17 protein-coding genes are annotated in these 18,412 nt (G+C 66.6%); 11 read left to right on the forward strand and 6 right to left on the reverse strand.

Going from position 1 to position 18,412, the window contains the following annotated elements; translation table 11 throughout:
• The first annotated feature begins 6 nt into the window (after positions 1-6).
• From AC5P8U_RS05975 to AC5P8U_RS05985, 3 genes are all read left to right on the forward strand, one after another.
• Positions 7-906, forward strand: coding sequence for a helix-turn-helix transcriptional regulator (locus AC5P8U_RS05975; protein ID WP_053497516.1), 900 nt, complete (start codon positions 7-9; stop codon positions 904-906).
• A gap of 49 nt (positions 907-955) precedes the next feature.
• Positions 956-3,802 (forward strand): TonB-dependent receptor, encoded by a 2,847-nt coding sequence (locus AC5P8U_RS05980; RefSeq protein ID WP_061479548.1) that lies wholly within the window; start codon positions 956-958, stop codon positions 3,800-3,802.
• Between the two features lie 169 nt (positions 3,803-3,971).
• Positions 3,972-4,181, forward strand: a complete 210-nt coding sequence (locus tag AC5P8U_RS05985) for a hypothetical protein (protein WP_014648325.1) — start codon at positions 3,972-3,974, stop codon at positions 4,179-4,181.
• Between the two features lie 59 nt (positions 4,182-4,240).
• On the opposite strand, the gene AC5P8U_RS05990 is transcribed toward AC5P8U_RS05985, so the two are convergent.
• Together AC5P8U_RS05990 and ppa are read right to left on the reverse strand one after the other, a co-directional pair.
• Positions 4,241-5,362: an HDOD domain-containing protein gene (locus tag AC5P8U_RS05990; RefSeq protein WP_049413685.1), complete on the reverse strand. Its 1,122-nt coding sequence runs from the start codon at positions 5,360-5,362 to the stop codon at positions 4,241-4,243.
• A 152-nt stretch (positions 5,363-5,514) separates the two neighbouring features.
• The gene (ppa, locus tag AC5P8U_RS05995) at positions 5,515-6,051 is read right to left on the reverse strand and encodes an inorganic diphosphatase (protein WP_005410935.1); all 537 of its coding nucleotides are present in this window, start codon (positions 6,049-6,051) and stop codon (positions 5,515-5,517) included.
• 184 nt (positions 6,052-6,235) lie between these two features.
• Here ppa and AC5P8U_RS06000 point away from each other — a divergent pair, with 184 nt between their 5' ends.
• The 5 genes from AC5P8U_RS06000 (at position 6,236) to AC5P8U_RS06020 (ending at position 12,016) form a co-directional block, all read left to right on the forward strand.
• Positions 6,236-6,727 carry a hypothetical protein gene (locus AC5P8U_RS06000; RefSeq protein WP_088497630.1) on the forward strand — a complete coding sequence of 164 codons (492 nt, stop codon included), beginning with the start codon at positions 6,236-6,238 and terminating at the stop codon, positions 6,725-6,727.
• 35 nt (positions 6,728-6,762) lie between these two features.
• Complete coding sequence (locus AC5P8U_RS06005; protein WP_080376950.1) at positions 6,763-7,218, forward strand: hypothetical protein; 456 nt, start codon at positions 6,763-6,765, stop codon at positions 7,216-7,218.
• Between the two features lie 84 nt (positions 7,219-7,302).
• Complete coding sequence (locus AC5P8U_RS06010; protein ID WP_495213961.1) at positions 7,303-7,803, forward strand: RNA polymerase sigma factor; 501 nt, start codon at positions 7,303-7,305, stop codon at positions 7,801-7,803.
• Positions 7,804-7,907: 104 nt separating this feature from the next.
• Positions 7,908-8,843, forward strand: a complete 936-nt coding sequence (locus AC5P8U_RS06015) for a FecR family protein (protein WP_227837590.1) — start codon at positions 7,908-7,910, stop codon at positions 8,841-8,843.
• A gap of 254 nt (positions 8,844-9,097) precedes the next feature.
• Positions 9,098-12,016 carry a TonB-dependent receptor gene (locus AC5P8U_RS06020; RefSeq protein ID WP_088497626.1) on the forward strand — a complete coding sequence of 973 codons (2,919 nt, stop codon included), beginning with the start codon at positions 9,098-9,100 and terminating at the stop codon, positions 12,014-12,016.
• 95 nt (positions 12,017-12,111) lie between these two features.
• Here AC5P8U_RS06020 and AC5P8U_RS06025 read toward each other — a convergent pair whose 3' ends face one another.
• Positions 12,112-12,369, reverse strand: coding sequence for a DUF2789 domain-containing protein (locus tag AC5P8U_RS06025; RefSeq protein WP_495213964.1), 258 nt, complete (start codon positions 12,367-12,369; stop codon positions 12,112-12,114).
• Between the two features lie 108 nt (positions 12,370-12,477).
• Here AC5P8U_RS06025 and AC5P8U_RS06030 point away from each other — a divergent pair, with 108 nt between their 5' ends.
• Together AC5P8U_RS06030 and AC5P8U_RS06035 are read left to right on the forward strand one after the other, a co-directional pair.
• Positions 12,478-13,065 carry a biliverdin-producing heme oxygenase gene (locus AC5P8U_RS06030; protein ID WP_072168425.1) on the forward strand — a complete coding sequence of 196 codons (588 nt, stop codon included), beginning with the start codon at positions 12,478-12,480 and terminating at the stop codon, positions 13,063-13,065.
• A gap of 31 nt (positions 13,066-13,096) precedes the next feature.
• Positions 13,097-13,564: a YbaN family protein gene (locus AC5P8U_RS06035; protein WP_151354831.1), complete on the forward strand. Its 468-nt coding sequence runs from the start codon at positions 13,097-13,099 to the stop codon at positions 13,562-13,564.
• Positions 13,565-13,659: 95 nt separating this feature from the next.
• On the opposite strand, the gene AC5P8U_RS06040 is transcribed toward AC5P8U_RS06035, so the two are convergent.
• The gene (locus AC5P8U_RS06040; RefSeq protein WP_072168427.1) at positions 13,660-15,687 is read right to left on the reverse strand and encodes a sodium-translocating pyrophosphatase; all 2,028 of its coding nucleotides are present in this window, start codon (positions 15,685-15,687) and stop codon (positions 13,660-13,662) included.
• Positions 15,688-15,995: 308 nt separating this feature from the next.
• Here AC5P8U_RS06040 and AC5P8U_RS06045 point away from each other — a divergent pair, with 308 nt between their 5' ends.
• A complete protein-coding gene (locus tag AC5P8U_RS06045; protein WP_072168428.1) occupies positions 15,996-16,499 on the forward strand; it encodes a hypothetical protein in 504 nt (167 codons plus the stop codon).
• A 72-nt stretch (positions 16,500-16,571) separates the two neighbouring features.
• Here the strand turns inward: AC5P8U_RS06045 and AC5P8U_RS06050 are convergent, their stop codons facing one another.
• On the reverse strand, positions 16,572-16,961 hold the full coding sequence (locus AC5P8U_RS06050; RefSeq protein WP_495213967.1) for a DUF488 domain-containing protein: 390 nt from the start codon (positions 16,959-16,961) through the stop codon (positions 16,572-16,574).
• Between the two features lie 117 nt (positions 16,962-17,078).
• Positions 17,079-18,335: a 6-phosphofructokinase gene (locus tag AC5P8U_RS06055; protein WP_072168430.1), complete on the reverse strand. Its 1,257-nt coding sequence runs from the start codon at positions 18,333-18,335 to the stop codon at positions 17,079-17,081.
• Positions 18,336-18,412 lie beyond the last annotated feature (77 nt).

The following is an 18,412-nucleotide window of genomic DNA, read 5'->3' on the forward strand; positions in this document are numbered from 1 at the left end:
GCCCCCATGCGTCAACTCTCGCTGGCCGATCGCGGCCAAACTGTTTCCCTGGACCGGTCGCTCGACGACGTCGCACCGACCTGCCTGGGCGTGGCCCGGCTGGGCAGCCTGCAGACCGCCGGCTCCAGCTTCACTGTCTGGATGCAGGTGCGTGGCAGCTCGTGGGTCGAGGCCAAGGAAGGGCGCTTCCGCCTGCGCCAGGGCGAGTGGATCGCCTTCGAGAAGGAATCGCGGCCGCTGGTGCAGGCCGGTCGCAACGGGTTGTGCGTCGGCCTGAACCTGAACATCGAAGCGCTTCGCGTGCTGACCGAGATGGCCGACTGCGGCCTGTATGCAGGTCGTGGCCGGATGAACCGTACTGATGCCCGCGTGGCGCTGCGCCTGTGGCGCGATGCGCTGGCCAGCGGCCAGCCGGCGCAGGCCCTGCGCCCGCTGCTGCTGCACCTCGCGGGCCTGCAGCGTGGCCTGGCCGACAACGTGCAGCGCTGCCCGGGCCGCTCGCGCAGCCGCAAGCGCCAGGTGTTCGGCCGCATGCAGCGCGCGCGCCTCTATCTGGAAGGCAACAGCCACCGGGTGGTGCGCATCGGCGAACTGGCCGAGCTGACCAACTTCTCCAGCTGGTACCTGTCCAAGACCTTCCAGAGCCTGTACGAGGAAAGCCCGCAGTCGCTTTCGGCACGACTGCGCCTCGAACGCGCCGCTGATCTGCTGCGCGACACCGACATGATGGTGGGCGAGGTCGCTGCCGCCAGCGGTTTCGACAACTGCTGCAGCTTCGCGCGTGCGTTCCGCGCCCGCTACGGCCAGTCCGCATCGCGCTTCAGGGAGAACGGCGGCTTGCTCCCGCCACAATCCGCAAAGTCTCCGGTTGGTTCGCGCAAATACAGCGCTGCAACGCAATCGTAACGTGCTGGGGTGTTTTAACACGCTGCTAACACGTACCTTGGAGAGATAGATGAACGTTCGTAATCCCGCAGTGCGGTTCGGCTTGCTGCCGGCCGGCATTGCGCTGGCGCTGGCGCCGGCCTTTGCTTCGGCGCAGGAAGCAAAGGGCACCACCGACCTGGACCGCATTTCGGTCACCGGCTCGCGCATCCGCGGCGCCTCGGTGGAAACCCAGCAGCCGATCCTGACGATGACCCGCGAATCCCTGGAAAAGCAGGGCTTCTCGAGCGTCGCCGACGTGCTGAACAACCTGACCTCGGCCGGCTCCCCGGCCATCTCGCGTTCGGAGTCGCTGGCTTCGGGCGAGAACGTGGGCGGCTACTACGTCGACATCCGCAACCTGGGCGCCCAGCGCACCCTGGTGCTGATGAACGGCAAGCGTCTGGGCGCAACCACTGCGGGCTACCAGGATCTGAGCCAGATCCCGATGTCGGCCGTTGAGCGCATCGAAATCCTGAAGGACGGCGCCTCGTCGATCTACGGCTCTGACGCCATCGCCGGCGTGGTCAACGTGATCACCCGCAAGAACTTCGACGGCGGCGAAGCCAACGTCTACGTCGGCCAGTACGGCAAGGGCGACGGCGACACCGAAACCTATTCGATGACCCTCGGTGCCCGCGGCGAACGCGGCAGCCTGACCCTGTCGGCCGAGTACTCGAAGCAGGATCCGGTGTGGGCCAAGGACCGCTGGTACAGCCGCGACGGCTCGCTGGGTCCGAACTCGACCTCGGCCACCTGGAGCCCGATCAGCCAGAACGGCAGCTGGTGCAACCCGACCCAGGTCAACTGCGGCGACTCCAAGCAGGCTGTCTGGAAGACCCTGAACGCCGGCGGCAACCCGAAGAACCCGAATGACTACCATGTCATTACGCCGGACGAATTCGCCAACTCCAACGAGCAGATGACCCTGCTGACCGGTGTGAAGCGCAAGTCGGTCTACATCAACGGCACGTACGACTTCACCGATTCGATCAGCCTGAACACCGACGTGCTCTACAACGAGCGCCAGACGTTCCAGCAGATCGCCGGCTACCCGTTCCAGTCCAACTCCTTCGGCACCCCGCTGGAGGGTTCGAGCGCCTTCAACCCGGTCGGCCAGGACGTCAGCTTCCGTCGCCGCCTGTGGGAAGTACCGCGTACCACTGACAGCCAGCTCAAGACCCTGCGCTTCGCTCCGACCCTGACCGGCTTCTTCGAGCTGGGCGGCAAGACCTTCGACTGGGACGTCGGCGCGCTGTGGAACCGCAACGAGTCGATCAAGAGCAACCGCGGCGACATGAGCCTGATCGCTGCAGGCCAGGCCCTGGGCCCGTCGTTCATCGATGCCGGCGGCGTTGCACGCTGCGGCACCTCGGCCAAGCCGATCCTGGGCGACTGCCGCCCGTGGAACCCGCTGCTGCCGTACGGCGTTGATGGCCAGGGTTCGCTGGCGAACCAGGAGCTGCAGGACTTCCTGTTCCCGACCTTCACCACCCGCGGCGTCACCAAGACCACCAGCTTCACCGCCAACCTGTCCGGTTCCATCGTGACCCTGCCGGCCGGCGACCTGGGCTTCGCGCTGGGTGTCGAGCACCGCAAGGAAGAAGGCAATTACGTGCCGGACGCCTTCGCGCAGTCGGGCCAGTCCACCGGCCTGGGCCAGAAGCCGACCCGCGGCCAGTACGATCTGAACGAGGTCTACCTCGAACTGAACGTGCCGCTGCTGGCCGACATGGCCTTCGCCAAGGAACTGACCCTGAACGTTGCCAGCCGTTACTCGGACTACAGCAACTTCGGTGGCACCACCAACAGCAAGTTCGGCCTGACCTGGCGTCCGCTGGATGAACTGCTGGTCCGCGGCACCTACGCCGAGGGCTTCCGCGCTCCGACCATCAGCGACCTGTACGGTGGCCTGAGCTCGAGCTTCGAGTCGTACATCGATCCGTGCGGTGTGAACGCCCCGGGCAGCGTTGCCGGCAATGCCGCGTGCACCGCCGCTGGCGCTCCGGCCAACTATGTGCAGCTGGGCCAGGGCAACCTGCCGTGCTCGACCCTGCCGTGCCAGTCGGGTGACCAGTTCGTCTCGGGTGCCAACCCGAACCTGAAGCCGGAAACCTCCAAGAGCACCACTTTCGGCCTGGTGTGGAGCCCGCGCTGGGTGCAGGGCCTGGACGTCTCGCTGGATTGGTACAAGTACGAAATCAGCGACATGATCATCGCTGACAGCGTCGACCGCATCCTGCGTGACTGCTACGTGCTGGGCAACTCCGAGCGTTGCTCGAGCGTGACCCGTGCGGCTGACGGCCACGTCAGTGCGATCACCTACGGCACCGCCAACCTCGGCAAGATGGAAACCGAAGGTTACGACCTGGGCATCAAGTACCGCCTGCCGGAACTGGCCATCGGTCAGTTCAGCATCGACTGGACCACCAGCTACACCGCCAAGTACGACGAGCAGGGCCAGAACAGCGCGGGTGACAACATCATGATCGGCCGCGTCGGCGAGCCGGGCCTGTTCCGCGTGCGTTCGAACCTGGGCGTCAACTGGCAGTACGGCGATTTCGGTGTGAACTACACCGCGCGCTACTACTCCGGCATGAAGGAAAGCTGCATCTCGCTGGCTGATGGCTGGTGCGATGCGCCGAACCACATGGCCAATGGCGAAACCGATCCGCTGCGTCACACCGGCTCCAACACCTTCCACGACCTGCAGGTCAGCTGGAAGGCACCGTGGGATGCGACGATCGCCCTGGGCGCGAACAATGTGTTCGACCACAAGGGTCCGCTGCAGTACTCGGCTCCGAACTCGGCGTTCGCCTACTACGGCGGCTTCGATGTGGGTCGCTTCCTGTACATGAAGTACACCCAGCGCTTCTGATCCATCGAAGTGCGGTAGCAACACGAGGAGGGCGGACCGCTAGGTCCGCCCTCTTTTTTGTAGGGGAATTCCGGAAACTGTTGGAAGGTGAGCGCAGTCACGGTCCCGTCGTGTCGTAATCGACACAGTCAGGAGGTCCAATACCGGACGCTCGCATGTGGAGAGGGGTATGAAGAACACGTTGCTGCGCCAGGCATCGGCGGCTGCATTGATCTATGCAACGCTGGTGGGCGCGGTGTTCGCGCAGGGCCTCGGTGTCTGTGGTGGCGGGCTCTATTGCGAAGAGTTCCGCCAGCAGTGCCTGGCCAGTGGCAAGTCACCGGTCATCTGCGAGTCGCAGTACCGGCGTTGCGTGCAGGATGCCTGCGGTACCCGCTGACATGGAAAGGGCGCACCGTGTGGGTGCGCCCTCTGTCGTCCGGACATCATCCAGCACGCTCAGGCGTCGCTGGGCACCAGTCCCATCAGTGCATTGGCGTGCTCGCGCCATTGCGGAAGTTTGTTCAGCACGCCTGCACGCTGCAGGTAGTCCTCGTCCACTGGATCGCCATTGACCAGCGCCAGGGCCACGTGCACCGCGCCGGTCACCCAGAAGCTGCGGGTGTTGGCGCGCTGCGGCTGCAGGTGGAAGGCCACCGCTTCGATGATCGGCATCGGCAGGCCCCACAGGCCCAGCAGGTAGGCGCCGGCCTCGGCATGGCCTGGGCGGGTATCGCCGGCCAGCGCGGGCTCGCTGCGCTCGTTGCGCACGCCGGGCAGCAGCAGGCCGATGTCGGCCAGCAGTGCGGCGGTCGCCCCCAGTTCGGCGCTGGACTCGGGCAGCAGGCGTGCGGCCAGCCGGGAGGCGAGCAGGGCGCGCTGCTGCAGTGAGTTGCGCTCGGCAGCCGACAGCGTCGGCGCGGAGAACACTTCGCTGGCCAGCACCAGGTCACGCAGCGTGGCCAGGCCCAGCCGGGTGACCGCAGTGCGCAGGTCGGCAATGGTGCGGCCCTGGCTGAAGAAAGCCGAGTTCGACAGCTGCAGCACCTTGGCCGCGATGGCCGGATCGGCGGCGACCAGCTTGGCCACATCGGCACTGTCGGTATCGTCGTCATGTTCCAGGGCCTGGGTCAGGCTCAGGTACAGGTGCGGTGGCGATGGCAGTTTCTCGATACGGCCGATGGCATCGCGCAGGCGCGGGCTGTCCAGCACTTCGCGCAGTTCTTCCAGGCTGGTCAATGCCTCCAGCAGCACTTCCGGCGCCAGCGGCAGCGGCAGGAAGCGGTGGGCGACACCGATCAGGCGCGCCGGCGGCGGGCGGTTGCCATGGTGTGCATCGACCAGCGCGATGCGGATGGTTTCCGGGCGCAGTGTCCGGATCTGGCCCAGCAGCGTGGTGGCATTGAGATCGGGCAACTGCGGGCAGACGATCACCGCGTCCACGCCCTGCGTGGCCACCGCGGTCATCGCGGTCTGGCCATCGGCGGCGGTCAGCGGCTGCCAGTCTTCCCCAAGATCGGCAATGAATTCGGTCAGCTCAGCCGGCAGGCTGGCTGCATCCCCAACAAGCAGAATACGCACGACACGTTCCCCTGGCTGTCTCGACGATGGATGTCGATGACGTGTGAAGTGACGCAATTTACCTAATACGGCAGCAAGAGTGATGTGCCGTCGTCATGAAACGTGACCCGCATCGCTCCGGCAGGGTATCGCCGGAGCGATGCGGTTCAGGCTCAGGCCTTGCTGTCGAGATGGCGCTGGTGCGCCTCGATCAGGATCTGCTTGGCCTCAGCGGCGCCACCCCAACCGTCCAGCTTGACCCACTTGCCCTTCTCCAGGTCCTTGTAATGCTCGAAGAAGTGGCCAATGCGCTCCAGCCAGTGGCTCGAGACCTGGGCGATGTCTTCGACGTGGGCGTAGCCGCTGAAGATCTTTGAGACCGGCACGGCCAGGATCTTCTCGTCGCTGCCTGCCTCATCGCTCATCTTCAGCACGCCGACCGGACGGCAGCGCACGACCGAGCCCGGCACCAGCGGCAGCGGCAGCACCACCAGCACGTCGGCCGGATCGCCGTCGCCACACAGGGTGCTCGGCACGTAGCCGTAGTTGCACGGATAGCGCATCGGGGTGGACAGGATGCGGTCGACGAAGATCGCGCCGGTTTCCTTGTCCACTTCGTACTTCACCGGTTCCGAGTCCTTCGGGATCTCGATGATGACGTTGATTTCTTCCGGCGGGTTCTTGCCGGGCGAGACGAGTTCCAGGCCCATGGTGTGCTCCAGGTGGGGATATAGACGGATAGCTCACCATTTTATGCCTTTGCCGGGCGCTGTGCAGGGTAGGGCTGGACCGACCTGCGCGCCCGCCCCTGGCGGAGCGAATGGGGCGGGGTTTCCCGATGGGTTCCACCCGGTCCCCGCGGCAGGCTGGACGTCCTTGCCAAGGAGACTTGCCATGAACTGGAACCGCTTGGGCTGTTGCGCCTTGTTGCTGCTGGCGCCGTTGCCTGCGCTTGCGCGCGGGGCGCATGTCAACCTGATCGACTATCCCTCCGACGAAGCCGGATGGGACCGGGCCTTTGCGCTGGAGGACGCGGTGGCCGGCGAATTCGCCGCATGGTGTGCCGACACCTTGTGTGAAGGTGATTACAGCAACTACCGGGTGATGGAGTTCCGCTGCGCCGTGCTCGCCCACCGCGGCACCGTGCAGCGCTGTGTCTGGGTGGTGGCCGCCAGCGAGCTGGAGGTTGAGCCCGACACGGGACACGTGCGGATCGACAACGGGAGCTGGGTCTGTCCGGTCGAAATGCAGCCCGGGGTGCCCGTCGACGCGTTCTACGCCTCCCTGGAAGCGCCGGGCGGCCTGACCGCGCCTTTGCCTGGGCTTGACCACGGCATCTTCGATGGCTTGCCTGAATGCCTGCGCACGCAGGGGAGGGTGGGCTGATGGGGAGTTTCCGTAGATGCTGGCTGTTGTGTGGCGTGCTGTCTGTCAGCCTGCCGTGCGCCGGTGTCGCGCAGGCTGCGCCTGCGTTCGTCGATGCGCGGGATTACGCCGGCCCGGGGGGCGGCAACGAGCGTTTCCTTGCTGCCGAGCGGCAACTGGTGCGTGGCTTCGATGAGGTATGTGGCGATACCTTCTGCGAGGGCGAGTACATCAATCTGTGGGCTATGCGCCTGCGCTGTTCCGTGGAACAGGCCACGGGGGTGGTTGTCCAGTGTGTATGGACCTTCGCCGGTAGCAACACCAGGGTAAAGCCCAGCGGCCTGATCACGGTCAACCGCGGACGCTATGCCTGCGTGCTGCCGCTGGCAACAGGAACACGCCTGGAAACCCTGTTGCAGGTGTGGGAAACGGGGGACGGGTTCGATGCGTTGCACGCGCCGCTGCCCGGCACGAAAGCCAATACCTACGACGCACTGGTTGATTGCCTGTAGTTCCGGCATAGACAAGAATGTGACTTATTCGCATTACCGGAGTAGCATGCGCGGTGCCTCCCGTCTGTCGTCCCGGCTCCGCGCATGTCCTCCAATGCTGCCTCCCTCACTGAGCTGCTGATCCGCGAGCGGCCCGCGCTGCTGCGCCGGATGCAGCGCATCCTCGGGGGCGACAACGGCGCCGAGGACGTGATCCAGGCGGTGTGGTTCAAGGCGCGAGGGGTCGATGACAGCCAGGCGATCGACAATCCGCGGGCCTATCTGTATCGGCTGGCCGCCAACCTTGCCACTGACCACGGCCGCGAATCGAGCCGCCGCAACCGGCTGCTGGCCGACCGCTACCTGTGGGGGGGCGACGAGGTGATCTCCACCGAGGAGCAGGCCATGGCACAGGATGAGCTGCAGCGGGTGCTCGATGCGGCGGGCCACCTGCCGGAGCCGACCCGCACCATCTTCCGGCTCAACCGCCTGCAGGGCCTCACCCAGGCCGAGATCGCACGCCGCCTGGGGGTGTCGGTGACCACCGTCGAGAATCATGTGCGCTCCGCGCTGCAGCGCCTGGCCTGGGCGCGCAGCGGTCGATGAGCGCGCCGGCTTGGGGCTGGCCTTCGCGCAGACGTCTTGATCACTGGACCGTGGATGCGGTCCAGTTCCCCCGCTTGCGCTTGAATGCGCCTGTCCGCCAGCCGATGAGCCCGCCGAACATGCAGCCCGCCGCCAATGACGATGCCCTGGCCGAACAGGCCCGGGACTGGATCGCGTGGCTGGCCTCGGGTGACATCAGCGATGCACGCATGCAGGCGTTCGAGCACTGGCTGCAACAGCCGGGGCACCGCAGGGCCTTCGAACACGAGCGCGCGTTGTGGCGCAGTGTCGGGCCGCGCCCACAGGCCGCCGGGGCCAGCGGACGGCGTGGGCCGCATCGACTGCGCTGGGCGATGGCTGTGGCGGCAATGCTGGCGATGCTGGTGGCATGGCCGGAGGCGTGGCTGCGCCTGCAGTCCGATCATCGCAGCACGCATCAGGTGCAGCACGTGCGGCTGCCCGATGGCAGTCGGGCGGTGCTGGATGCGGACAGTGCGATTGCCGTGCGCTTCGATGCGGACGCCCGCGAGGTCGAGCTGCTGCGCGGGCGCGCCTGGTTCGAGGTAAGCCCGGATGCACAGCGGCGTTTCAGCGTGCGCGCCGGCAATGGCCTGGTCGAGGACATCTCGACCGCGTTCACCGTGGCGCGTGGAGACGAGGGGGTGGAAACCCAGGTTGGGCAGGGCAGGGTGCGCGTGGCCAGCCCGGCCGACGGTGGCTGGACCTACCTGCAGCAGGGGCAGCGTGCCGTCTACACTGAACGTGGCGGGGTCATGCGACGGGCTGACGTGACCGCCGACAGCGTCGGCGCCTGGCGCCAGGGCGAGCTGCTGCTGGAGCAGGCCAGCGTCGCCGATGCCGTGCAGTGGGTGGGGCGCTATCGCGCGGGGCCGACCTTCGTGCGCGGCGATCTGTCACGTCTGCCTGCAGTGAGTGCTGCGTTGCGCATCGACCGCCCGGAGCAGGCATTGGATGCACTGGCGGCAACGGCAGGTCTTCAGGTTACTCGTCTTCCATTCGGCGTCGCCATCGTGCAGTAGATCCACGCCACGCGTGGATGAGCGTCCCTGTGCCGACCAACGGTCGGCACCCACCGCTACCACCGGCCGACCAACGGTCGGCACCCGCCGCGCCCCGTCGGCATCCCCTGCGACCGCAAATCGCTCTTGGGGTTGTCGCGCGCCCAGCCGTCTTACCCGGCGAACGTACCCGCCGTCGCCACGTACGTCGCCGTGTCCGCCCGTGTTGCGGATGACGCCGCGTTCGCGGCACCGATTACCTGACAGGTTCTTCCATGTTCGACTCCCACCGCTCGGGCCGCGTACTGCGCCCGTCCCGTCTGTGCATTGCGTTGCTTGCCGCCGGGCTGGCCAGCACGACGCCACCCGCACTGGCGCAGAGCGCCCGCAGCGACCACGCGGCTGTACTGCGCTTCGAAATTCCTGCACAACCGCTGGATGAGGCGCTGCGCAGCTACATGCGCCAATCCGGCGTGCAGGTGGTGTACCCCGCATCGCTGGCACACGGCGCAACCTCCCACGCGGTCAGCGGCAGCCTGTCGGCCAACCAGGCGTTGCAGCACCTGCTGCAGGGCAGTGGCGTGGCGGTGCGCCGGGTCAGCGCCGATGCGGTCACTCTGGAGGCAGCAACGCCGGTGCGGGCCGATAGCGGTGTGATCGTCACCGGCACGCTGCGTGTGGCCGGCGACCGCGTCGACAGTGGTGCGAACAACGATGAAGCACGCCTGCTCGACAGCTACCGCAGCGTGGGTTCGACCACCACGCTCGACCGCGCGCATCTGGAGCGCTTCCGCGGCACCTCCAACGGTGACATCGTCAAGGGTGTGGCCGGTGTCACCGCCGGTGATCCGCGCGTCGGCAATGGCTTCGACGTCAACATCCGTGGCATCCAGGGCCAGGGCCGCGTACCGGTGATCATCGACGGTGGCCAGTCCAGCATGGACACCTACCGCGGCTATGCGGGCCAGTCACAGCGCACCTACCTCGACCCCGACCTGATCTCCAGCCTGACCATCACCAAGGGCCCGAGCCTGCAGGCCAATGCCTCCGGTGGCATCGGCGGTATGGTCGAGATGGAGACGCTGAAGATCGGTGACGTGCTGCGCGAGGGCCGCGACTTCGGCGTGCGCGTGCGCGGTGGCCTGGCCAATGGCAGTGCCAACAACCTGCCGTCATACAGTGCGACGCCGCGCACCGATCGCAGCGCCACCGGCAGCCAGTTCTTCAACGTGGCCGGTGCCGGTCACTGGGACCGCTTCGACCTGGTTGCGGCCTACGCGTACCGGGACAACGGCAACTACTTCTCCGGCAAGCACGGCTACGATGATTTCCCGCAGACCCGTCGTACGCTGGCGCCGCTGAATCCGCCGCGTACCGAAGTGTTCAATACCTCCTCGCGTTCGAAGTCGGCGCTGCTCAAGGGCACCTGGCGCATCGATGACACGCAGAGCCTGGAAGCCGGCTACCGCCGCTATGAAGGCACGGCCGGCGAGATCATGGCCTCGCAGATCATCCGCGTCGACCGTGACCGCATCCCGCAGTGGGACCCGGGCCACGTCGACATGGACAGCTACACCCTGCGCTATCGCTTCGATCCGGACAGCGAGCTGATCGACCTGCGCGTCAATGCAGCGTACACCGACACCGACAGCGTGATGTACAACAGCCTGACCGGCATCACGCCGTGGTACTTCGATCGCCGCACCGAGTGGTACGACGCGCCCAGTTTCAGTGGCGATCCCGGCTACAAGGATGCCTACCGGAACCCGCTGCGGCAGAAGCGCTTCAACCTGGATGCCAGCAACACCTCGACGTTCGGCACCCGCGCCGGTGCGTTCACGCTCGACTACGGCCTGTCCTACAGCGACGAAGACATCGCCCCGGGCAGCTCGGGCCCGATCATGCACGATGACCTGGTCAACAACCGCTTCCTGCGTAATGCCGAGCGCAAGGAATACAGCGCCGTGGCCGCGCTGAAGTGGCAGCCCGACGAACACTGGGAGCTGCTGGCCGGTGGCCGCTGGAACCGGGTGGACGTGCACGACCGCAACCGGCTGGCCACGCCCGATGCCTACGAGGTGCAGGGCCAGTACCGCTACACCGAGCTGCTCAACGGAAACCCGGCACTGCCGTCGTGGCGTGCAAAGCGCATTGCGCTGCTGAACTGGTATCCGGATGCCAATGGCAATTTCACCCAGGAATCGCTGCTGGCCTCGCCGTACAAGAAGGGCACGGTGGGCGACATCGGTGGGTGGAACTTCTATGACGCCGGCAAGCCGCAGGATCTGGAAGTGCCGGTCAGCTGGAGCTGGTCGCAGCCGATCCGCCGTCGCGACACCGCGTTCTCGCCTACCGCCAGCGTGGCCTACCGTTTCAGCGAAGACACCCTGGTCTACGTGAAGTACGCCGAGGGCACCAAGCTGCCGAGCCTGTTCGAGACCACGCTGGGCCTGTTCACCGCTGCCAAGCCGGTCGGTGAGCTGAAGCCGGAGCGCGCGCGCAGCTGGGAAATCGGTGCCAGCACCCTCCGCTACGACCTGTTTACCGCTGGCGACCGCCTGGCGCTGAAGCTGGCGTACTTCGATACCCGCATCGACGACCTGATCACCCGTGACTACCGCACGCTTTCGGCCGGCCTGATCCGCAACGTCGATCAGTTCAAGGTCTCGGGCATGGAATTCCAGTCCAGCTATGACAGCGGCAAGGTCTTCGCCGACCTGTCCGCGCATTACTATGTCAAGGCCAAGACCTGCGCGCCGGACATCGCCGCCGAGCGTCGTGCCTATGGTGCGCAGCGCAGGAATGATGAGCTGGCCAATACGCCCAACTGCGTGGACGGTGGCTTCGAGGGCTCGTACACCAACACCCAGAACCCGCCGCGCTACACAGTCAACCTGATCCTGGGCTCGCGCCTGTTCGACGAGCGCCTGACCTTCGGCACCCGCATGGTCCACAACGCTGGCCCGATCAGCAGGCTGGACAAGGACTGGAACGTGGGCCTGTCGGCGATCCAACAGCTGTACCGGCCGAACACCTTGGTCGACCTGTTCGCCAGCTGGAGCTTCAACGACCAGCTGTCGGTGGAAGCCGGCGTGGACAACCTGACCGACCGCTATTACCTGGACCCGCTGGCTCTGGGCGTGATGCCGGCGCCGGGTCGCACCGCAAGGCTGGCGTTGACCTGGAAGTACTGATCTGCGGGGTCGGATCCCTTTCCTGCGGAAGGGCTCTGACCCCAGCGGGAGACAACGGTAGCGCCGGGCCATGCCCGGCGCCCCCATCAGGGCACTTACAGCCCGCTCGACGCCTTCACCGCATCTTCGTGCAGCGACTCGTTCAGCTCATCCACCACGGTGGTCCATGCCGCATCGGCCTGCAGCGACTCGGACAGGAACTGGCGCTGGGCATCATTCCAGTACGGCGCCTCGACCACTTCGACGTCGGTGGCCAGCTGGTGGTCGCGGATGAAGCGGGCGATGCCCTCGGCGCTGGCGTCCAGGCCCAGCTGCAGGAACAGGTTGGTCATGCGCGGTTCGGTGGTGATCATTATCGGTTCCGGGTGGAAGAAGGGGATGGCCCATTATCGGCACACATGGGCTTGGGGAAACCCCTGCGGCGGACGTCTACAGCAGGACGACCCTCCTGGCATTCCCCCATGAACGCACACATCGCTCCCGAAGACAGCCGCAGCCTGCGGCTCAAGGCCGCCACCCGCGACAGCCACGGTGCGCTGGACAAGCGCATCATGGCCGGTGACATCTTCGCCGACCGCAGCAACTTCGCCCGTTTCCTGCGCGTGCAGTATCGCTTCCACCGCAGCATCGATGCGCTGTATGCCAATCCTGCGCTGGACGCATTGCTGCCCGATCTGGGCGCGCGCCGCCGACTGAGACAGGTCGCGCGCGACCTGCAGGATCTGGAGCAGACGCTCCCGGGCGCGGACATCGACGCGCTGCCCTCGGACCTCGCGCTGCCGACTGCGTTGGGTTGGCTGTACGTGGCCGAAGGCTCCAATCTGGGCGGCACCATTCTGTACAAGATGGCGGCCAAGCTCGGCCTGGACCGTGATTTCGGCGCCCGCCACCTGGCCGCCCATCCCGATGGCGCAGCGCGCCACTGGCGCGAGTTCACCGCTGCGCTGGACGCGGTGCCGCTGAGTGCCGAGCAGGACCAGCAGGTGATCGATGCAGCCGACGCTGCGTTCCGCAGCGTGCATCGCCACGTCGAAGTGGAATTCGCCTGATGCGCGACGCGCGCCCACAGGTGCAGCGCTGATGCGCTGGCTCTGGTTCGCGCTGGGCTGGCTGATGGTCGGCCTCGGGGTGATCGGCGCATTGCTGCCAGTCATGCCGACCACCATCTTCCTGATCCTCGCGGTGGGCTGCTTCGCGCGCAGCTCGCCGAAGTTCGAGCAGCGCCTGCTGGCGCATCCACGCTACGGCCCGTCGCTGCGGCTGTGGCGCGAGCAGGGCGCCGTGTCGGGCAAGGGCAAGGCGTTTGCCAGCGCAGGCATGGCGGCGGGCTTTGCCCTGTTCTGCTGGGGCGCGCATCCGTCGTGGCGCCTGTTGCTTGGCGTGGGCCTGTTCTTTGCCGCCAGCGCCGGTTACGTGCTCAGCCGGCCGGCACCGCGACCGGAGCCCAATCCGGTCGTGGAAGTGGACGACGCCAAGGATCCTCGCGCGGCCCGCCGCCGCGCCGCATCCCCCGATACCGCTGGAACCCGAGACGATGCTGCCTGCTGACCGGGCCCGGGCGGTGGCCGCCATCGGGGTCGGATCCCTTTCCGCAGGAAAGGGATCCGACCCCGTCGAGCCTGCCATCCGCGCGCCGCGTGGATCTACAACAGCGGCACCAGCAGCAGCGCCACGATGTTGATGATCTTGATCAGCGGGTTGATCGCCGGGCCGGCGGTGTCCTTGTACGGGTCACCAACAGTGTCGCCGGTCACCGCGGCCTTGTGCGCTTCGCTGCCCTTGCCACCGAAGTGGCCATCCTCGATGTATTTCTTGGCATTGTCCCAGGCGCCGCCGCCGGTGGTCATCGAAATGGCCACGAACAGGCCGGTGACGATCGTGCCGATCAGCAGGCCGCCCAGTGCGCGCGGCCCCAGCAGCAGGCCGACCACCACCGGCACGGCGACCGGCAACAGCGAGGGCACGATCATTTCGCGGATCGCCGAGCGGGTCAGCATGTCCACCGCCTTGTCGTACTGCGGCTTGCCGGTGCCCTGCATGATGCCGGGGATCTCGCGGAACTGGCGGCGTACTTCTTCCACCACTGCGCCTGCCGCGCGGCCGACCGCTTCCATCGCCATCGCACCGAACAGGTAGGGAATCAGGCCGCCGATCAACAGGCCGATGATCACCGTGTGGTCGCTGAGATCGAAGCGGAACTCCTGGCCGGGATTGGCTGCCTGCAGGTTGTGGGTGTAGTCGGCGAACAGCACCAGTGCCGCCAGCGCCGCCGAGCCGATCGCATAACCCTTGGTCACGGCCTTGGTGGTGTTGCCCACCGCATCCAGCGGATCGGTGATGTCGCGGATCTCCGAAGGCAGCTCGGCCATTTCGGCGATGCCACCGGCGTTGTCGGTGATCGGGCCGTAGGCATCGAGGGCGACGATCATCCCTGCCATCGACAGCATCGCGGTTGCGGCGATGGCGATGCCGTACAGGCCGCCCAGTGCGAACGCACCCCAGATCGCCGCACACACCGCCACCACCGGCAGCGCGGTGGATTTCATCGAGATGCCGAGTCCGGCGATGATGTTGGTGCCGTGGCCGGTGGTCGAGGCCTGCGCCACGTGCTGCACCGGCTTGTACTGGGTGCCGGTGTAGTACTCGGTGATCCACACGATCAGGCCGGTCAGGACCAGGCCGATCAGCGCGCAGCCATACAGCGCCATCGGTCCATGCACGTTGTCGGACATCAGCCCGGAGGTGATCGGGTAGAAAGCGATGGCGGCCAGCACGCCGGAAACGATCACGCCCTTGTACAGCGCGCCCATGATCGAGCCGCCGGGCTTCACCTTGACGAACAGCGCGCCGATGATCGACGCGATGATCGACACGCCGCCCAATACCAGCGGATACAGCACGGCATTGGCACCGGCTTCGGCCAGCATCAGGCTGCCCAGCAGCATGGTGGCGATGACGGTGACCGCATAGGTTTCAAAGAGGTCGGCCGCCATGCCGGCGCAGTCGCCGACGTTGTCACCGACGTTGTCGGCGATCACCGCCGGGTTGCGCGGATCGTCTTCGGGAATGCCGGCTTCGACCTTGCCGACCAGGTCGGCGCCCACGTCGGCGCCCTTGGTGAAGATGCCACCGCCCAACCGCGCGAAGATCGAGATCAGCGAAGAGCCGAAGGCCAGGCCGACCAGCGCGTGCAGCGCCTGTTCCATCGGCAGGCCCATGCGCAGCAGCAGTGCGTAGTAGCCGGCCACGCCCAGCAGGCCCAGCCCGACCACCAGCATGCCGGTGATCGCACCGCCGCGGAAGGCGACGTCCATCGCCGCGCTGATGCCGTTGCGCGCCGCCTCTGCGGTACGAACGTTGGCGCGTACGGACACGTTCATGCCGATGTAGCCGGCCGCGCCGGACAGCACCGCGCCGACTGCAAAACCAATCGCGGTGTACCAGCTGAGGAACACACCGACCAGCACGAACAGCACCACGCCGGCCACGCCGATGGTCAGGTACTGGCGGTTGAGGTAGGCACGCGCACCTTCCTGGATCGCGGTGGCGATCGCGATCATGCGCGCATTGCCGGTGGGTTGGCGCAGGATCCAGCGCGCCGAGACGATTCCGAACAGGATCGCGAGAATGGCGCAGCCCAGCGCCAGTGACAGCCCGTGACGTTCCAGCATTAGACCCCTCCGCAGAATGGATGTAGGCATCCAGTGGCGATGAACGGCACCACGAGGGGGACGACGGGCTGCAGCCTGGAACCAACCCGTACCGACCTTGGCGGTCGTCCGACGTATGGCGGTGTTCAGCGTTCCCTGGTGCCCGCAGTATGCGTGCCGCCACTTGTAGAGTCGAGCCATGCTCGACTGGCTCCTGGGAGCCGCGGCGCATGCCGTCGGGCCCTGGGCATGATTGGCGAGCCAACGGCCTTTGCACCCCGTTAAGGCAGCCTCTGCAAGCCTGCGCACAGCCCCGTAGGAGATCCCCCATGCGCCTGTCCCTGTTGATGCTTGCCGCCCTGGTCCTGGCCGCACCGGCCTTCGCTGCGGAAACGCCGGAACTGCAGCGTGCGGTCGGTGCGCCGCAGGCGGTGGGCGCGGTGCATACGCTGCGGCAGATCCCCGAGGCCTGCGCGCGGCTGGAAGGTGCGTTCACCGGTGATGCCGCCGCGCCATATCGCTTCTCCGCCGTCCGGACCAGCGAGCAATGCCAGCCACGCGCGCGCTTCGTCGATTACACCAAGGCGCAGCCGAGTGCCGACAAGGGCTGGAAGCTCAATGATGTGATCCGCGTGCCCAATGCCGCGTGCCCGGCGCAGCAGGCGGTGGTGCGGGTGTGGCGCCTGCCGTCGAGCCACAAGGTCGAGCTGGACGGGCAGGGCCAATCGCGCATTTATCTGGAAGAGGCGAAGAAGCAGGCCGCCGCCGGCCAGATTCCGCAGGTGACGATGTTCGCCGCGCAGTTGCAGATGGAAGGCAAGGCTTGCAATTGAGGTGGCGCGGGCGCTACGCCCACGCCGTCATCCACGCGTGGTAGTGCCGGCCGCTGGCCGGCATCCGGCTGATCACTCCGCCAGCATTGCCCCCCGCGCCACCAGCAGCTCGCGCAATGCCTTGCGGTGGCAGTGCGCTTCATCCTCGCAGTAGCAGCCCACACTGATGTCGCTGTGTTGTGACATCGCCGCCAGAAGGTCCAGCGCGTGGGCGGCATCGGGCGCCTTCATCTCGGCCTTGTAATGGCGGAAGAAGGCGGTCCAATCGGCCGCCGTCGTTGCCTCATGTGCCCGCTTCACCAGCTCCGCGCTGGGTGACAGGGTCGGAAACCAGACGTCGTACCAGTCCTGTCGGGCGAACTCGCTGCGCGGCACGCCGCGCGGCGCCCGCCGCACCGTGCCGATGCGCAGTCCCTCGCCGGGTTGGCGCGGCGTACCGAGTCGAACAACACGCAGTGCCATGATGACCTCCATGAAAAGGGGACGGAGGGGATTAAGTCGTATCCGACCCACTGCTGATGCTGTTGGAGATGACAGAGGGGCGTATGCGACTTAATCCCCTCCGTCCCCTTTTTCAGGTCAGCCTTCGAAGGCCGGCAGTTTCTGCTTCACCGACACGTTCTTCAGGGTGACGTACTTCGGCAGGCCATCGGTGCCATAGGGAAGCGGTGCTTCGCCCTTGATCAGTGGTGACAGGTAGGCGCGTGCCCTGGCCGTGATGCCGAAGCCATCGCGGCGGATGAAACCAGCCGGCATCTTCTTCTCGTGATTGGCGATCTTCGACAGCGGCGCGGCTTCGATCTTCCAGCGATACGGTGAATCGCTGCTGCGCACGATCACCGGCATCACGCCATTCTGACCCTTCAGGGCCAGCTGCACCGCGGCCTTGCCCACCGCCTGCGCCTGCTCCCAGTCGGTCCTGCTGGCCAGGTGGCGGGCCGAGCGCTGCAGGTAATCGGGCAGTGCCCAGTGCACCTTCAGGCCCAGCTGATCCTTGACCCGGCCGGCCAGGTGCGCCGCCACGCCGCCGAGCTGCGAATGACCGAACGAGTCCTTGCCACCGCCGGCATCGGCAACGAAGCGGCCATCGGCGGTGGCAATGCCTTCCGACGCCACCACCACGCAGTAGCCGACGCGCTCGACCACGGCTTTCACCTTGGCCAGGAACGTGGCCTCGTCGTAGGCGCGCTCAGGCAGCAGGATGATGTGCGGCGCTTCGTCATCACCGTTGCCGGCCAGGCCGGCGGCGGCGGCCAGCCAGCCAGCGTGGCGACCCATCGCTTCGTAGATGAAGACACGGGTGGAGGTTTCGGCCATCGCCGCCACGTCCAGTGCCGCCTCGCGGACCGAGACCGCGGTGTACTTGGCCGCTGATCCGAAGCCGGGGCAGGTATCGGTAACGGCAAGGTCGTTGTCGATGGTCTTGGGCACGCCGATACAGGTCAGGTCGTAGCCGGAGGCCTTGGCCAGCTGCGAGACCTTCAGTGCGGTGTCGGCCGAGTCGTTGCCGCCGTTGTAGAGGAACCAGCGCACGTCGTGGGCCTGCAGCACCTCCAGCAGGCGGTCATAGCGGGCGCGGTCGGCGTCCAGCGATTTCAGCTTGACCCGGCACGAGCCGAAGGCGCCGCCCGGGGTATGGGCGAGGGCGCGGATCGCGGCGGCACTCTCCCTGCTGGTGTCGATCAGCTCCTCGCGCAGCGCGCCGAGGATGCCGTTGCGGGCGGCCAGGACCTTGATGCCCTTGGCCCGGGCCTGTTCGATCACCGCTGCCGCCGTGGCATTGATGACGGCGGTGACACCGCCGGACTGGGCATAAAGGAGAGTACCGTTGCGCATGCTTCTACCTGCTCGGGGGAGGGGACATTGCAGGGACATTACCCGGATGCGGTAAAGTGGCGCTATTGCGGTGCAGC

The organism is Stenotrophomonas sp. YJH_SMC_81 (assembly GCF_059370875.1).

Bases quoted from the DNA above. Each gene is read 5' to 3' on its own strand.
- AC5P8U_RS05975 (WP_053497516.1), top strand. From the start codon at position 7: ATGCGTCAACTCTCGCTGGCCGATCGCGGCCAAACTGTTTCCCTGGAC.
- AC5P8U_RS05980 (WP_061479548.1), top strand. From the start codon at position 956: ATGAACGTTCGTAATCCCGCAGTGCGGTTCGGCTTGCTGCCGGCCGGC.
- AC5P8U_RS05985 (WP_014648325.1), top strand. From the start codon at position 3,972: ATGAAGAACACGTTGCTGCGCCAGGCATCGGCGGCTGCATTGATCTAT.
- ppa (WP_005410935.1), bottom strand. From the start codon at position 6,051: ATGGGCCTGGAACTCGTCTCGCCCGGCAAGAACCCGCCGGAAGAAATC.
- AC5P8U_RS06000 (WP_088497630.1), top strand. From the start codon at position 6,236: ATGAACTGGAACCGCTTGGGCTGTTGCGCCTTGTTGCTGCTGGCGCCG.
- AC5P8U_RS06010 (WP_495213961.1), top strand. From the start codon at position 7,303: ATGTCCTCCAATGCTGCCTCCCTCACTGAGCTGCTGATCCGCGAGCGG.
- AC5P8U_RS06015 (WP_227837590.1), top strand. From the start codon at position 7,908: ATGAGCCCGCCGAACATGCAGCCCGCCGCCAATGACGATGCCCTGGCC.
- AC5P8U_RS06020 (WP_088497626.1), top strand. From the start codon at position 9,098: ATGTTCGACTCCCACCGCTCGGGCCGCGTACTGCGCCCGTCCCGTCTG.
- AC5P8U_RS06025 (WP_495213964.1), bottom strand. From the start codon at position 12,369: ATGATCACCACCGAACCGCGCATGACCAACCTGTTCCTGCAGCTGGGC.
- AC5P8U_RS06030 (WP_072168425.1), top strand. From the start codon at position 12,478: ATGAACGCACACATCGCTCCCGAAGACAGCCGCAGCCTGCGGCTCAAG.
- AC5P8U_RS06035 (WP_151354831.1), top strand. From the start codon at position 13,097: ATGCGCTGGCTCTGGTTCGCGCTGGGCTGGCTGATGGTCGGCCTCGGG.
- AC5P8U_RS06040 (WP_072168427.1), bottom strand. From the start codon at position 15,687: ATGCTGGAACGTCACGGGCTGTCACTGGCGCTGGGCTGCGCCATTCTC.
- AC5P8U_RS06045 (WP_072168428.1), top strand. From the start codon at position 15,996: ATGCGCCTGTCCCTGTTGATGCTTGCCGCCCTGGTCCTGGCCGCACCG.
- AC5P8U_RS06050 (WP_495213967.1), bottom strand. From the start codon at position 16,961: ATGGCACTGCGTGTTGTTCGACTCGGTACGCCGCGCCAACCCGGCGAG.
- AC5P8U_RS06055 (WP_072168430.1), bottom strand. From the start codon at position 18,335: ATGCGCAACGGTACTCTCCTTTATGCCCAGTCCGGCGGTGTCACCGCC.